Genomic DNA, 14146 nt, shown 5'->3' with positions numbered 1-14146 from the left:
GCTCAGATGAGTGGAGGCAGGCCATGACCGCGACGATCGGCACGACCCCGGCAGCCGCGCACCATCCGGCGCCGGAACCGGCCCCGGTGGCGCGCCAGCTGCTCGTCGGCCGCGACGACGGCTACGGCGACCTCGCCCTGGAACGGTTCGCGCTCGCCCCCGGTGCCGGGGTGTGGCACGCCCCGGCCGCGCCGTGCGACCGGCTGCTCGTCGTCCTCGCCGGCCGGGCCCGGGTGGGCGTCGAGGCCGGCGGGCCGTCGGTGGAGCTCGCCGCGGACGAGGTCGTGCACGTGGCGGGCGGGCACGCCCACCGGGTCGAGGTGCTCGCCCCCGGGCCCGGCGGGTGCCTGGAGTGGATCCTGCTGGCGGGCCCCCGGCCGGACCCTCAGCCGTAGAGGTCGGGACGGCGGTCGGCCAGGTAGGGGTTCGCCCGCCGCGACACCGCCAGCGCGGACCGGTCGAGCTCGGCCACCAGCAGCTCCGGGTCGCGGCCCGCCCGCGCCACGGCGCCGTCCGGCCCGGCGACGCAGGACAGCCCGCCGTAGGTCAGCGACCCCTCGGTGCCGCACCAGTTGGCGTAGGCCACGTACACCTGGTTCTCCCACGCCCTGGCCGGGACGAGCACCCGGGGCACGTGGTCGTAGGGGAGCATGTTCGCGGTCGGGACCAGCACCGCGTCGGCGCCGGCCAGCGCCAGCGCGCGGACGGTCTCGGGGAACTCGACGTCGTAGCAGACCAGCAGGCCCAGGCCCCAGCCGTTCCAGGTCACGACGGCGGGCGGGGTGTCCGAGGCGGTGAAGCAGGCCCGGTCGAGCGCGCCGAACAGGTGCGTCTTGCGGTACCCGGCGAGCCGGGTCCCGTCCGGCCCGACCAGTGCGACGGCGTTGGCGACCCGTCCGCCGTGGCGCTCCGGGTAGCCGTAGAGCACCGCCGTCCCCGACGTCCTGGCGATCGCGGCGACGGCGTCCGCCGACGGCCCGTCGGCCGGCTCGGCGAGCGCGGCGACCGCATCGGCGCCGATGTCGTAGCCGGTCAGGAACATCTCCGGGGTGACGAGCAGGTCCGCGTCCGCGGCGGCGCACGCCTCGGCGAGCCGGGCGAGGTTCCCGGCCACGTCGTGCGGCCGGGAGACGGTCTGCAGCAGCGCGACGCGCATCAGTCCGGCAGCGCGGGCGGCGCGAGCTCGGCGAACCGGTCCCCGGGACCGGGGTTGTCCGGCGGGGTGGACCCGCCCAGGTGCGCGACGATCCCCCAGACCGCGTTCAGCGCGGTCTGCACCGCGCCCTCCGCCCAGGCCGGGGTCCACGACACGTCGTCGCCCGCCATGAAGATCCCGCGTTCGGCGGCGGGCAGGTCGTCCTGCACGAAGTGGCAGTACATCCGCCGGTTGTAGCGGTAGTGCCCGGGCAGGGCGCCCTTGAACGCACCGAGGCTGTGCGGGTCGGACTCCCAGGTCACGGTGATCGGGTCGCCGATGACGTGCGCCCCGACGTCGACGGTCGGGTAGATCTTGCGCAGCGCGCCCAGCGCCAGCTCGACCCGCTTCTCGACCGGGTACGGCAGCATCTTCAGCGAGTCGCTCATCCACGAGTACGACAGGCAGATCACCCCGGGCCGGTCCGGCCCGTTGTCGAACAGGTACGTGCTGCGGGTGAGCCGGTCGGTCAGCGTCGTGGACATGACCTCGCGCCCGGTCGCCGGGTCGACGTCGCGCCAGAACGGCCGGTCCACCATCACGAACGTCTTGGTCGACTGCATGTAGCGGGTGCGGTCCAGGGCCATCCACACCTCCTGGCCGAACAGCGACTCGTCGGTGTCGATCTGGGTGGACAGCAGCCAGCTCTGGCAGGTGGTGAGCACCGCGGACACGTCGCGGGTGCCGCCGTAGACGTCGGTGACACGGATCGTGTCCGCGTCGAGGCGGTGCAGCCGCGCGACACCCGGCCGGGTCCCGCCCCCGTGCAGCGACGACAGGCTGGTCCCGGCGGGCCAGTGCACCAGGTCGTCGGGGGTGCGCGTCCACAGCCCCTGCGGCACCTGCTCCACCCCGCCGACGACGAGCAGCTGGTCGTCGTCGCAGCCGGTCAGCACCACCCGCAGGATCTCCAGCATCGAGTTCGGGAAGTCCGAGTCCCAGCCGCCGGTCCCGAAGCCGACCTGCCCGAACGCCTCGCGGTGGGCGAAGGACAGGTCGGAGAACGCCTTCGAGGTGGACACGAAGTCGTAGAAGGTGCGGTCGTCCCAGACCTCGACGAGCTCCGCCCACAGCGCCCGGATGCGCCCGACGTCGCGCTCACGGATCGCCTGCTGCAGGTCGGTGAAGCCCGCGCCCTCCTCCAGCGCGCTCGCCCAGGCGTCGGCGACCTCGGTGAAGAACGGGGGCAGGTCGGCCAGGGTCCGGCCGTAGTACGTCCGCCCGTGCAGGTCGATCACCGTGCTGCCGGCCGCCTCCGTCAGCGGGTTCGGGAACGGCACGGTGGGCAGCCCGAGCAGGTCGACGTAGTGGTGGAACGCCGTCGAGGAGCGGGGGAAGCGCATCCCGCCCAGCTCGGCGACGATCCCGTCGGCACCCTCGAAGGGCTGCGAGCGCAGCCGTCCGCCCAGGTGGGAGGACTCGTACACGACCGGCCGCAGCCCGATGCGCATCAGCTCGTAGGCGGCGACGAGCCCGGCGATCCCGGCCCCGACGACCACGACCTCGGTCCCCAGCCGGTCCGGTGGGACCCGGCCGAGCCCGGCCGGGTGGGTCAGCCAGTCGTCGTAGGGGAAGGGGAAGTCCGGGCCGAACGCGGTGACGGGTGGCTGCTCGGGGCTCATGGGTGGGCTCCTCGGGTCGTGTGCCGGGGATCACCCGGCCCCGCGACCCTATCGAGGACTCCGCCCCGGATCAGCCCTTTCCGCGCCGCGAGCGCACGACGCCGGTGACGATCCGCTGGTAGGTGGTCGGCAGCAGCCGCACCATCGAGTCGATGGCCCACGCGTCCGGTCCGATGAGGACACGACGCTGGTTGCGCCGCACGCCGTCCAGGATGGTCTTCGCGGCCCGGTCCGGGGTGGTGGTGAGCATCCGCTCGAACTCGGCGGTGGCGTCGGCGGCCGGGCGGCCGGTGGCGGCGGCGACGCTGTCGTCGACCCGGGCGGCCTTCGCGATGTTGGTGCGGATCCCGCCGGGGTGCACGCAGGTCGCGGACACCGGGGACCCGGTGAGCTCGAGGTCCTGGCGCAGCGACTCGGTGAACCCGCGGACCGCGTACTTGCTCGCGTTGTAGCCGCTCATCAGGGGCTGCGCGGCGACGCCGAAGATGCTCGACAGGTTGACCACGTGGCCGGCGCCTGCGGTCTCCATGTGCGGCAGGAACGCCTTGGTCCCGTGGACCACGCCCCAGAAGTTGATGTCCATGATCCAGCGGTAGTCCTCCAGGGACAGCGCCCCGGTGGTGCCCGACAGCGCGACGCCGGCGTTGTTGATGATCATGTGGACGGCGCCGTGGTCGGCGACGACGGCGTCGGCCCAGCCGTAGACGGCCTTCTCGTCGGCGACGTCGAGCTCGGCGGTGGTGACCCGTACCTGCGGCCCGGCGAGCGCGGCGGTCTCGGCGAGGCCCACGGCGTCCCGGTCGGCCAGGGCGAGGTGGCAGCCGTCGCCCGCGAGGCGCAGGGCCAGCGCGCGCCCGATGCCGGATCCGGCTCCGGTGATCGCGGCGGTACGACCGGTGAAGGACTTCATCGTCGGCTCCTCACGAGCGGGTGTGGTGGGCGACCCTAATCTGATGACGCGTGATTCCACATGGCGGGGTGACCGGCGTCATCCCAGGCCGGTGCCGCCCACGAGGAAGAGGGCGAGCGCGTCCGAGACCCGGTCGCGGGGCGGGTCGAACCCGCTCACCGTCCAGGTCATGACGACGTGGCTGATCCCGCCGATGACGGCGTCGGCGCGCAGCCGGGTGGCGGTGGCGTCGGCGGGGGAGGGGGCGGCGTGGTCCGCGGTGAGCGCCAGGAGCAGCCGTCCGAAGCCGGACATGGTCTCCAGCGAGGTCCGCTCGACCTCGGGGCTCACGCCGAGCACCTCGAACCAGACCACCCGGGCTAGCCGCGGGTCGTCCTCCACCACGCCCAGGAACGCGTCGAGACCGGCCCGGGCCAGCGTGAGCGGGTCGGTGCCGGGCGCCGCGGCCAGTGCGGGGGGCACCGCGTCCCGGAGGCGGGCGGTGCACTCGGCGTAGACGGCGAGCAGCAGCGCCTCGGTGCCGTCGAAGCACTCGTAGAAGTACCGGTCGGCGACGCGTGCCTCCCGGCAGATCCGGCGCACGGTGGCCGCCCGGTAGCCGTCGGTCCCGAGCACCTGCAGTCCCGCGTCGAGCAGCCGGCGGCGACGGTCCTCGGCGCGGTCCGACGCGGACGCGCCCGCGTAGGTGCGGCCGGTGCTCATCCCGCCATTCCAGCACGGGCGGATCGCACCCCCGGGCTTCCCCGGTACGGCGCCACGTCTGTTCCGACCGGGTGAACCTGCTGTGTTCGACCGGCCGTGCGCGCGACGCTCCGACAAACAGTCCGCGTGCTCTGTCTCCCGGGCTCGCCGTGACCCCCGGCGCGGCGCTGCACGGTCGTGGAGTGCGCCTAGCCGTTCGCGAACAGCTCATCGAGGGCGGCGGCGAGGATGATCACCCGACTGCTGGCTCGGCGTTCGCCCTGCGTGCGACGGGGCCGGTGCGGACGCGGTCCGTCCGCACGGGGCCGGTGCGGACGCGGTCCGTCCGCGGGGGAGACCATGCGGGGCAGGGTAGCCCCCGCCGATGTCTGTACACGCTGCTCCACCCGACCCTGGGGTTCGTCACCCGAGGGGGCGTCGATGATCGACGACGTACTGGTCCCGGGGTCGCTGCCGGTGGCCTCCGCGGCCGAGCAGGCGGCGTTCGCGCGGCGGGCCCGGCGGTAGGGGCTCGGCGAGGCGTGGCTGCTCATGGGGGTGCCGTGGGTGATGCCGGACATGCTGTCGCCGTCCTCGGCTCGGGCATGTCGGCGAACCCGGCGATCTGATCCGTCCCGGCCGTCCGGGACGGATCAGCGGACGGGGCCGGGCTCCCGGCGCCGGACCTGCTCGACGACGGCCTCGGCCGCGGGCTCGGTGACGTCGCGGTTGAACGGCAGCCGCGCCAGCGCCGACCCCATCGCGCAGGTGTTGCTGAGCGCGGAGAAGGTGAGTCCGGCGCCGATGCCGCCCGCGAGCAGCCGCAGCTTCGGAGTGACGAGACGGCCGCCGAGGACACCGGTCAGCACGAGAGACCCGGCGACGAGCCGGACCTGGCGCTCCAGGGCCCACGCGGTGCGGCCGCGCACGACCTCGTGGCCTGCGGCGACCCAGGCAGCCACCCCGCCGTCGAGCACGTGGGCGCGGTCCAGCCCGGCGGCGACCAGGTGCCTGCGGCCCTGCTCGGCCCGCATGCCGGACTGGCAGACGAGCACCAGCGGCGACGACGGGTCGTCGAGGTGGCGGGCGAGCTCGGCCGTGTGTTCGGCGAGGGTGTTCAACGGGACGTGGAAAGAGCCACGGATGTGCTGCGCCTCGAACTCGGCGGCGCTGCGCACGTCGATGACCAGCGGCTCGGACCACTCGCGCAGGGCTGCGGGGGTCACGGTGCGGGTGGTGGGCTGTGCGGTCACGGAAACCCTTTCGGAGGAGTGGGACGGAACTCAGGCGAGAGAGAGGAACAGCTTCTCGAGCTGGGCCACGTCGACCTCGCGTTCGCCGTCGGCGTTCTCGGTCATGCAGTGCCGCAGACCCGTCGAGATGATTTTGAATCCGGCGCGGTCGAGCGCCTTCGAGGCGGCGGCGAGCTGGGTGATGACGTCGCGGCACTCCCTGCCGTCCTCGATCATGCGGATGATCCCGGCGATCTGGCCCTCGACCCGGCGCAGCCGGGTCACGACGTCGCTCAGCTCCGTGGGTCGGACCTGCACGGTGTCCCCCCTTCCTCGATGACACGTCCAGTATACCCCCCGGGGTACTCCCGCTACCACATGGCGGGACGCCGGTAACGCATCCCGGGGGCCGCTTCGATCTGCAGAGCAAGGTCGGAACGTGAGGGGGCGCATGGACGGGAACGGGCCGTACGAGCGGTACTACGCGGAGCGCGCGGCGTCAGGTCAGCGCACAGTGCTGTGGCCGTGGGTGCTGCTCGCACTCGTCGTGCCGCTGCTGCTGGTCCGGTCGTTCGTGGTGACCGACGAGCCCGCCGAGGCGACGGCGACCCGCCAGGTCGCACCGCCGCCCGCGCGTGAGGCGGAGCAGGGCGTGCACCGGGCCGGCGTCGACGTCGAGCCCGGCACCTGGACCACGGACGGTCCGGGGCCCGGCGCCGAGTGCGGCTACACGCGGACCACGGCCGACGGCGTCGAGGTCGCCAGCGCCCGGCTGCACGGCGCGGCCGCCGCACGGTTTCTGGAGGGGGAGTCGGTCGTCCTCACCGGGGGCTGCACCTGGACCGCCCGCTGACGGAGTCGGCCCGGCACGTCGACGGACCGGTCCCGGCCGGCGGCGTCACGCTCGTGGACACGCCGACCATGGTGTCCCACATGTACGGACCTCAGGTGGTGCGGAGGGCTTCCCCGGGCGTCGGGTGACCGGTGAGGATGGCCGACATGGATCAGCTGGATTCGGACGGCACGGCCGGGGGCGACGAGGGCGGAGGGTCCGCGTTCGTGCTGGCGGGGACGCCGCTGCCGCTGTCGGCGCCGGCGCGGGTGTACGTCTGCGGGATCACCCCCTACGACGTCACCCATCTGGGGCACGCCGCGACGTTCGTCTGGGCCGATGTGCTGGCCCGGGTCGTGCGGTCGACCGGCACACCGACCCGGGTGACCCGCAACGTGACCGACGTCGACGACGTCCTCACCCGTACCGCGGCCGAGCGCCGTGTCGACTACGACGAGTTCGGTCTGCGCCAGGAGTTCTGGTTCGACCGCACCATGACCGACCTGCAGGTGGCCCCGCCCGACCACGCCCCGCACGCGCGCCACTACGTGAAGCACGTGATCGCGCTGGCCGCGGCGCTGCTGGCGACCGGCACCGCCTACCAGCGCGACGGCGCGGTGTACTTCCGCGGCGCCGGCGTCCCGGGGGCGGCGGGCCTGGACCGTGACACCGCGCTGGCCCTGTCCGCCGAGTACGGCGACGACCCCGGTGACCCGCACCGGGACGACCCGTTCGACGTGCCGCTGTGGAAGCCCGCCGCCGGCGACCACCCGGCGTGGCCGAGCCCCTGGGGGCCGGGACGCCCGGGCTGGCACGCCGAGTGCGCCGCGATGGCCCTGGCGACCCTCGGCGGTGTCGTCGACGTGCTCGCGGGCGGCGCCGACCTGGCGTTCCCGCACCACGCGTACCAGTCGGCGATGGCCGCGGCCGCGACCGGCGCGGGCCTGTTCGCCCGGCGCGGGTTCCGGGCCGGGATCGTGTCCGTCGACGGCGCCAAGATGGCCAAGTCCACCGGCAACCTCGTGCTGGTGCAGGACCTGCTCGCCGGCACCCCGGGGGCCGCGGTGCGCCTGTTCCTGCTGGACCGGCCGTGGGCGCAGCCGTGGGAGTACCGGTCCGAGGACCTCGCGCTCGCGACCGGGCGGCTGGAGGAGCTCTACGTCGCGGCCGGGCGCAAGCCCGGCTCGGCCGCCGCGGTGGACGCGGTGCGCGACGCGCTGCTCGACGACCTCGACGTCCCCCGCGCGGTGGCGACGGCGCTGGAGTCGGGCGGTGAGGCGGCGCGCACGGTCATCCGGACGCTCGCCCTGCAGTGACCCCGGTCAGCGGGTCGCGGTCAGCGCCACCATCGCGCCGATCGGTCCCCACGAGGGCGCTGCTGGGAACCGCTCGACGGTGCCGGGCACGAACCCGGCGGCGGTGACCGCTGCCTCGGTGTCGCGGTCGAGCCGGCAGCCCGCCGCGATCCGCTCCCACAGCGGGGCCAGCCGCCGTCGCCAGGTCGCGGGCCGGCCGTGCCCGACGACGTGCTCGATCGCGACCAGCCGCCCGCCCGGGCGCAGCACCCGGTGTGCCTCGGCCAGCGCCCGCGCCGGGTCCGGGACGGTGCAGAGCACGAGGGTGAAGACGACCGCGTCGACCGAGCCGTCGGCGGCGGGCAGCGCGTCGGCGCCCGCCCCGCTCACGGTCAGCGGGACGGTGCAGGCCGCGGCGCGGTCGTCGAGCCTGCGGCGCATGGCCGGGTCCGGTTCGAGGGCGATCACCTCGTCGGCGGCGCGGTAGTACGGCAGGTTGGCACCGGTGCCCGCGCCGACGTCGAGGACGCGGCCGGTCAGGTCGCCGACCAGCGCCGCCCGGCGCGGGCCGAGGACCCGGCGCTCGACGGGGTCGAGGACGCGGTCGTACAGCGCGGCGAAGATGCGGTGCTCACCGGTGGACACGGCGGCACGCTACCCGGCGACGACCGGCAGGCCCGCCGCCGCGGCGTTGCCGAACACGTCGTCGATCGCCACGACCTCGATCCCGCGGGCGTCGAGCAGTCCGGCCACGACGGCGGCGCGGTAGCCCCCGGCGCAGTGCACCCAGACCGGTCCGGCCGGGACCTCGTCGAGCCGGTCCAGGACCTCGTGGACCGGGATCCCGACCGAGCCGCGCACCCACCCGCCGGCCCGCTCGGGGTTCCGGCGGACGTCGAGGACCGACGGGTGCGCGCCACGGTCGTACTCGGCGGCGAGATCGGCGAACGTGGCCTGGCGGAAGCTGTGCAGCGGCGCGTCGCCGGCCCACTCCTCGGGCTTGCCGGTCGCTGCCGCGGCCGGCCGGTCGATCCCGATCCGGACGAGCTCGCGCTGCGCCTCGGCGACGTCCGCCGCGGTCTCCCCGAGCAGTGTCACCGGTGTCCCCCACGGCATGAGCCAGCCGAGATAGGTCACGAACTGGCCGCCGAGCCCGATGTTGACCGTCCCGGCGACGTGCCCGGCCGCGAACGCGGTCCCGGTACGCAGGTCGACGACCCACTCGCCCGCGTCGATGCGCCGCCGCAGCTCGGCCGGGTCGGCCTCGGCCGGAGCGGACAGGTCGATCTCGTCCGGCCCGGCGGCGTTGGCGGGTCCCATGTGCGCGTAGTACGCGGGGAACGCGTCGAGCCCGGCCAGCAGCTCGCGGACCCACTCGTCCTGCTCACGGGTCAGCGCGGGGTTGGCCGCCTTCTCCGCCCCGATGGTGCTCGCGGTGCCGGTGGCCTGGGTGGCGGAGCAGAAGCTGCCGAAGCCGTGGGTCGGGAAGATCTCGGTGGCGTCGGGCAGCTCCGCGGCGAGCCGCCGGGCGGAGCGCCACTGGGCGTGGGCGAGCGTGTCGGTGTGGTCGGGTCCCAGCAGGTCGGGACGGCCGGTGGAGCCGTACAGGAGTGATCCGCCGGTGAAGACGACCGCCGGCTCGGCGCCGGGCACGGAGCCGTCGGAGACGGCGAACGACAGGTGGGTGTGGGTGTGTCCCGGGGTGTGCAGGACCCGGACGTGCATCGTGCCGACCTCGACGACCTGACCGTCGCGGACGCCGACGCGTTCGAAGGAGACCGGGTCGTCGGCGTTGAGCAGGTACTGCGCGCCGGTCGCGCGGGCCAGCCGGAAGCCGCCGGTGACGTAGTCGTTGTGGATGTGGGACTCGAACACGTGGGTGATCCGGACGCCCGCCTCGTCGGCGGCGGCGCGGACCCGGTCGTGGTCGCGCTGGGGATCGACGACGAGGCCGACCTGGCCGTCGTGCGCCAGGTAGCTGCGGTCGCCCAGGCCGGGCGTCTCGACGGTCAGAACGGTGATCATGTCCGGTCCTCTCGGCAGTGACCTCGGGGGTACTGACATCAACTCGACGAAATGATCGTACATTCCATCGAGGTCGTGCCTCGGGTCACGAATCGGCGATCCCGCCGGCGGACGATGGGCCGAATTCGGACCATCGAGCCGGAGATGACCGGCCGACTGCCTATATGTACGTACATTTAATGAGGCGACGAACATGCCGGAGCGTCGGATCTTCATCGTGGGCGGCGGCAACGCGGGTGCCGGCGTCGCGGCCCGGTTGCGCCGGGCGTCGAGCAACCACGAGTACCAGCTCGTGCCTGCGCACCGGCCTCGACGGGGTCCGCTCCTGCGATGCCCTGCTGGGGGGTCAACAGTGGGCAAATAGCCGTACATTTGTCGCGACTTCCGTCGAGGGTCGGCGGGTCGCATGCGACCGGCCCGGCTGTTGCGCGGCGGGGGGTCGCGTGGTGTCGTGGTCCTCGTGTGTCCCGCAGCTCCGTCGGTCGATCGCGGCTTCGTCGTGTGCCTGATCGCCACCGACCAGCTGTCGGTCGACGACCGTCACTGTCGCCCGGGAGTCCGAGCGGCCCGGTAGTGCCGGGGCCGCTCCCGTCCGTCCCGACCCATCGGATCCCCGGAGCGACCGTGCGCACGTCCGTCCGTCCCCACCTGTCCGACTCCCCGGCCGCCGCCCCCGTCGCGGAGCAGGCTGCCGCCCGCCCGGCCGCGGCGGACGCGCCCCCGCCCGCGGACACCCCGGGCGACGGCGGCACCGGCGGCCGTCCGGGGGGTGGTGCCCGATCCGGCCTGCTCGGCCGGGTGGCCGTGGCCGTGCGGGCCGCGCACCGGTCCGGCGTGCCGTTCTGACGTTCCTCCGGGCCGGTGCTCCGGCTCGGACGCGGACCCGCCCCGGCTGCGACCCGTCCCCGCCCGTCTCCCGTCCGGGCCGGTGACCGCTCGGCGCCCGCCGGTGGGTCGGACCATGGCTCCGGCGTGGTCTGTGGCACTCCGCGGGGACTTGCCCTCTGACGCGAAATGACCGTACATTCAAGGGGTGTCCGACACCGAGACCGATGCCCCCGGCCCCGCCGTGATCCGGCGCGAGCCCGGCCGTCTGCTCTGGGAACAGCTGCTCGACGACCTGCGGCGCCGCCTCGACCTCGACGCGTTCACCGACGGGTTCCCCGGCGAGCTGGCCCTCGTGGAGGAGTACGGCGTCAGCCGGCACACCGTCCGGCAGGCGGTCAAGGTACTGCGTGACGAGGGCCGTGTCGTCGGGACGCGAGGACGCCCGTCGCGCCAGGCCGAACCGGTCGAGATCGCCCAGCGGCTCGGTGCGCTCTACAGCCTCAATGCGTCGGTGCGCGCGATGGGCCTGGAGCAGCAGAGCGTGGTGCGGGCGCTGGACACCCGCGCCGACGGCGTCGTCGCGGCCCGGCTCGGGCTGGAGGAGTCCACACCGCTGGTCCACCTGGAACGCCTGCGGTTCGCCGGTGGCGACCCGCTCGCCCTGGACCGGGTGTGGCTCCCGCACGACCTCGCCGCCCCGCTGCTGAAAGCCGACTTCACCACCGGTGCGCTCTACGAGCGCTATGCCGAGCTCTGCGGGGTCGTCCTCACCGGCGGCGAGGAGACCATCCAACCCATCCTGCCCACCCCTGCCGAGCGCCGGCTGCTGGGCGGGAGCCCGTCCACCGCCGCGTTCTCGATCCGGCGCCTCGGCTGCGCCAAGGGACGCCCGGTGGAGTGGCGCCAGACCCTCGTCCGCGGCGACCGCTTCGTCCTGCGCGCGGACTTCTCCGCCAAGGACGGCTACCAGCTCGACCTGCTCGGCTCCCCCGACCGGAAGGACCCACGGCGATGACCACTCCCGACCAGATCCCGCAGACCGACCCGGTGGACGCCCGGGAGCTCGCCGCCGGCGGGGCCCTGCTGCTCGACGTCCGCGAGCCCGCCGAGTGGAGCGCCGGGCACATCGAGGGCGCGGTGCACACCCCGCTCGGGGAGCTGGACCCGATGACGTTCGACCAGGACCGGATGGTCGTGGCCGTGTGCCGTTCCGGGAACCGGTCCGGCCGGGCCGCGGCGGTGCTGGCCGACGCCGGGATCGACGTCCGGAACATGGCCGGTGGCATGAAGGCCTGGTCCGAGGCAGGCCTCCCGTTCGTCGACGACGACGGCGAACCCGGGACCGTCGCATGACCGGCGTCCTGGCCGGAGCTCTGGGTCTGGTGGTCGGACTCGTCATCGGGACCCTCGGTGGGGGCGGTGGCGTGCTCTCCGTGCCCGCGCTGGTCTACGCGCTCGGTCAGGACGCCCGCACGGCGACCACCGGCAGCATCGTCATCGTCGGCATCATCTCCGCCGCCGGCGTCCTGGCCCGGCTGCGCGGTCGTACCATCGACTGGCGGACCGGTGTCGGGTTCGGAATCGTCGGCGTGCCCACGGCCTGGGCCGGGTCGCTGGTCAACCGCGACGTGCCCCAGCCGGTGCTGCTGCTGTCCTTCGCCGCCCTCACCCTCCTGATCGCCGTGCTGATGCTGGTCAGGGGGTCGTCGTCGGGGCCCCCCGACGACGGGTCCGGGGTTCCCGCGGCCGGCGGGGGGGCGTCCGGCGCGACCGCCGTCCTCGAGGCTCCGACCCGGCGCCGGGCGACCGTCCGCCGGGTCGTGAAGATCGCCGGGGCCGGCTCGGTCGTCGGGTTCCTGACCGGGTTCCTCGGGGTCGGCGGCGGGTTCCTCGTCGTCCCGGCCCTGACCGTGCTCATGGGCCTGCCGATGTCCGCGGCGATCGGCACCTCGCTGCTGGTGCTGACCTTCAACTCGATCAGCTCGATGGGCGCCCGGATCGGGCACCTCGACCTGGACTGGGCGCTCATCGGGCCGTTCGCCGCCGTCGCGGTGCTCGGCGCACTCGGCGGCAAGCTCGTCGCCGACCGGATGTCCGGTGCGGCGCTGAACCGGGCGTTCGCCGGGCTGCTCGTCGCCGTCGGGCTTTTCGTCGGGGTGCAGAGCCTGCTCGCCCTCTGACCGCCCCTCCGGGTGCTCCCAGGGGAACCCTCGTTGCCATAGAAGCCCCGAGGGTTCCCCTGGGAGCCGCCGGGGCGGGCGGCGGGAGGGGGCGGTGGTCAGGGTGCGGGAGTGAGCAGGTTCCCGCGGACCAGTGCGCCGTGCGCCGTCCGGGCCGCGACGACCGCCCACGCCATGACGAGCAGCCCGTAGAGCGCCACCGCCACGACAACCAGGGCTGGGGTCCCGAGGCGGGCCGCGAGCAGGTTCGTCCCGGTCACGCAGGTGCCGAGCGGGAAGGTGAAGCTCCACCAGGTCAGCGCGAACGGCAGCCCGCGCCGCGCCGTCCGGACGGTCACCGCGGCCGCCAGCGCCATCCACAGCATCGCGAACCCCCAGGCCGGCACGCCGTAGAGCACGGCGAACACGGCGGTGCCGCTCGCGAACGGCTCCGGCAGCGTGCCCGGCGCGACATTCGCCAGCAGGCCCGCCGCGGTGACCGACTGACCGAGCGGGCCGAGGACGATCCACAGGGTGGGGACGGTCGCGGCCGGACCGGTCCCGTGCACGACCAGCCGGTTCCAGATCTGCGGGAGCAGCGCGAGCGTCGCGAACAGACTCATCCCGAACAGGGCGTAGCAGGCGAGCAGCAGCGTCGTCCGGCCCGGCCCCGGGGCGAGGTGGGCGACGAGCAGGGCGCCGTCGGCCGCCGACACCATCGGCGGCACGACCGGCATCAGCCAGCCGCCGAACGCGGCGTCCGGGCCGATCTCGTGGCGGGTGATCATCAGGTAGGGCACGCCGACGGCGGTGGCCAGGCCGAACGCGGTGCCGGCCAGCCACAGCGTCCAGCTCGTGGCGAGTGCGGCCGTGGCACCGAGGACCGGGATCCCGAACTGGACGGCACCGGCACCGACGGTCATCAGGGCCATCGCGACGGCGCCGTAGAACTGCACGGCGACCGGATCGGCCGCGTGCCCACGGGCCCGGGCGGGGAAGCGCAGGCGGTGCGCCGCCGTCGCCACGACCAGCACGACGAGCAGCACAGAGGCCAGTCCCCACACCGCGGTGCCCCAGGCGGTCAGGACCGGCGAACGCAGCGGCAGCGTGGCGACCGCGCCGCCGACGATCCCGGTGCCCATCACCGATGCGAACCAGTTGGGCCCCAGCGACGAGACGGCATCGCCGGGGCGGTCGAGGTCGCGCAGCAGCCCGATCCGGGCGAGCGCGTGCGGCCGCCGGGGCAGGTCCCCGACCTCGGCTGCGGGGCGGTCCAGGTGGGTGGTCATGGTCTCCACGGTGCGCGCGGCAGGCGCCGGACGGTACCCGTCGCCGGGTTGCGGAGTCATAAGCTGTGGTTGTGGCTC

General features: G+C 74.4%; 16 protein-coding genes. 7 read left to right on the top strand and 9 right to left on the bottom strand.

What is annotated here, in order from left to right; genetic code table 11:
• Positions 1 to 23: 23 nt before the first annotated feature.
• The gene (locus ND486_RS05970) at positions 24 to 395 is read left to right on the top strand and encodes a hypothetical protein (protein ID WP_251783182.1); all 372 of its coding nucleotides are present in this window, start codon (positions 24 to 26) and stop codon (positions 393 to 395) included.
• On the opposite strand, the gene ND486_RS05965 is transcribed toward ND486_RS05970, so the two are convergent.
• From ND486_RS05965 to ND486_RS05940, 6 genes are all read right to left on the bottom strand, one after another.
• Positions 386 to 1156, bottom strand: coding sequence for a carbon-nitrogen hydrolase family protein (locus ND486_RS05965; RefSeq protein WP_251783181.1), 771 nt, complete (start codon positions 1154 to 1156; stop codon positions 386 to 388). The two genes, ND486_RS05970 and ND486_RS05965, sit on opposite strands and share 10 nt — an antisense overlap.
• Positions 1156 to 2817, bottom strand: a complete 1662-nt coding sequence (locus ND486_RS05960; RefSeq protein ID WP_251783180.1) for an NAD(P)/FAD-dependent oxidoreductase — start codon at positions 2815 to 2817, stop codon at positions 1156 to 1158. The genes ND486_RS05965 and ND486_RS05960 overlap by 1 nt, the downstream gene beginning before the upstream one ends.
• 70 nt (positions 2818 to 2887) lie before the next feature.
• On the bottom strand, positions 2888 to 3727 hold the full coding sequence (locus ND486_RS05955) for an SDR family oxidoreductase (RefSeq protein ID WP_251783179.1): 840 nt from the start codon (positions 3725 to 3727) through the stop codon (positions 2888 to 2890).
• Positions 3728 to 3805: 78 nt separating this feature from the next.
• Positions 3806 to 4429, bottom strand: coding sequence for a TetR/AcrR family transcriptional regulator (locus tag ND486_RS05950; RefSeq protein ID WP_251783178.1), 624 nt, complete (start codon positions 4427 to 4429; stop codon positions 3806 to 3808).
• A 632-nt stretch (positions 4430 to 5061) separates the two neighbouring features.
• Positions 5062 to 5661, bottom strand: a complete 600-nt coding sequence (locus ND486_RS05945) for a rhodanese-like domain-containing protein (protein ID WP_251783177.1) — start codon at positions 5659 to 5661, stop codon at positions 5062 to 5064.
• A gap of 30 nt (positions 5662 to 5691) precedes the next feature.
• Positions 5692 to 5958, bottom strand: coding sequence for a metal-sensitive transcriptional regulator (locus ND486_RS05940; RefSeq protein ID WP_251783176.1), 267 nt, complete (start codon positions 5956 to 5958; stop codon positions 5692 to 5694).
• A gap of 121 nt (positions 5959 to 6079) precedes the next feature.
• Between ND486_RS05940 and ND486_RS05935 the strand changes: the two genes are divergently transcribed.
• On the top strand, positions 6080 to 6493 hold the full coding sequence (locus ND486_RS05935) for a hypothetical protein (protein WP_251783175.1): 414 nt from the start codon (positions 6080 to 6082) through the stop codon (positions 6491 to 6493).
• Between the two features lie 146 nt (positions 6494 to 6639).
• Entirely contained in the window at positions 6640 to 7788 is a 1149-nt protein-coding gene (locus ND486_RS05930) for a cysteine--tRNA ligase (RefSeq protein WP_251783174.1), read from the top strand.
• Positions 7789 to 7794: 6 nt separating this feature from the next.
• On the opposite strand, the gene ND486_RS05925 is transcribed toward ND486_RS05930, so the two are convergent.
• Both ND486_RS05925 and ND486_RS05920 read right to left on the bottom strand, forming a co-directional pair.
• Complete coding sequence (locus ND486_RS05925) at positions 7795 to 8412, bottom strand: class I SAM-dependent methyltransferase (protein ID WP_251783173.1); 618 nt, start codon at positions 8410 to 8412, stop codon at positions 7795 to 7797.
• A 9-nt stretch (positions 8413 to 8421) separates the two neighbouring features.
• Positions 8422 to 9792 carry an MBL fold metallo-hydrolase gene (locus ND486_RS05920; RefSeq protein WP_251783172.1) on the bottom strand — a complete coding sequence of 457 codons (1371 nt, stop codon included), beginning with the start codon at positions 9790 to 9792 and terminating at the stop codon, positions 8422 to 8424.
• A gap of 624 nt (positions 9793 to 10416) precedes the next feature.
• Between ND486_RS05920 and ND486_RS05915 the strand changes: the two genes are divergently transcribed.
• The 4 genes from ND486_RS05915 (at position 10417) to ND486_RS05900 (ending at position 12800) form a co-directional block, all read left to right on the top strand.
• Positions 10417 to 10638: a hypothetical protein gene (locus ND486_RS05915; RefSeq protein ID WP_251783171.1), complete on the top strand. Its 222-nt coding sequence runs from the start codon at positions 10417 to 10419 to the stop codon at positions 10636 to 10638.
• A 187-nt stretch (positions 10639 to 10825) separates the two neighbouring features.
• Positions 10826 to 11635 carry a GntR family transcriptional regulator gene (locus ND486_RS05910; RefSeq protein WP_251783170.1) on the top strand — a complete coding sequence of 270 codons (810 nt, stop codon included), beginning with the start codon at positions 10826 to 10828 and terminating at the stop codon, positions 11633 to 11635.
• A complete protein-coding gene (locus ND486_RS05905; RefSeq protein WP_251783169.1) occupies positions 11632 to 11973 on the top strand; it encodes a rhodanese-like domain-containing protein in 342 nt (113 codons plus the stop codon). The genes ND486_RS05910 and ND486_RS05905 overlap by 4 nt, the downstream gene beginning before the upstream one ends.
• Complete coding sequence (locus ND486_RS05900) at positions 11970 to 12800, top strand: sulfite exporter TauE/SafE family protein (RefSeq protein ID WP_251783168.1); 831 nt, start codon at positions 11970 to 11972, stop codon at positions 12798 to 12800. Before ND486_RS05905 ends, ND486_RS05900 begins: the two co-directional genes overlap by 4 nt.
• A gap of 98 nt (positions 12801 to 12898) precedes the next feature.
• Here the strand turns inward: ND486_RS05900 and ND486_RS05895 are convergent, their stop codons facing one another.
• The gene (locus ND486_RS05895) at positions 12899 to 14068 is read right to left on the bottom strand and encodes a TDT family transporter (RefSeq protein WP_251783167.1); all 1170 of its coding nucleotides are present in this window, start codon (positions 14066 to 14068) and stop codon (positions 12899 to 12901) included.
• Positions 14069 to 14146 lie beyond the last annotated feature (78 nt).

The organism is Pseudonocardia sp. DR1-2 (assembly GCF_023717215.1).
GTDB classification, from domain to species: Bacteria; Actinomycetota; Actinomycetes; order Mycobacteriales; family Pseudonocardiaceae; genus Pseudonocardia; species Pseudonocardia alni.
The sequence above is the reverse complement of the archived record's forward strand: the minus strand, read 5'-3'. Positions and strand labels throughout refer to the sequence as shown.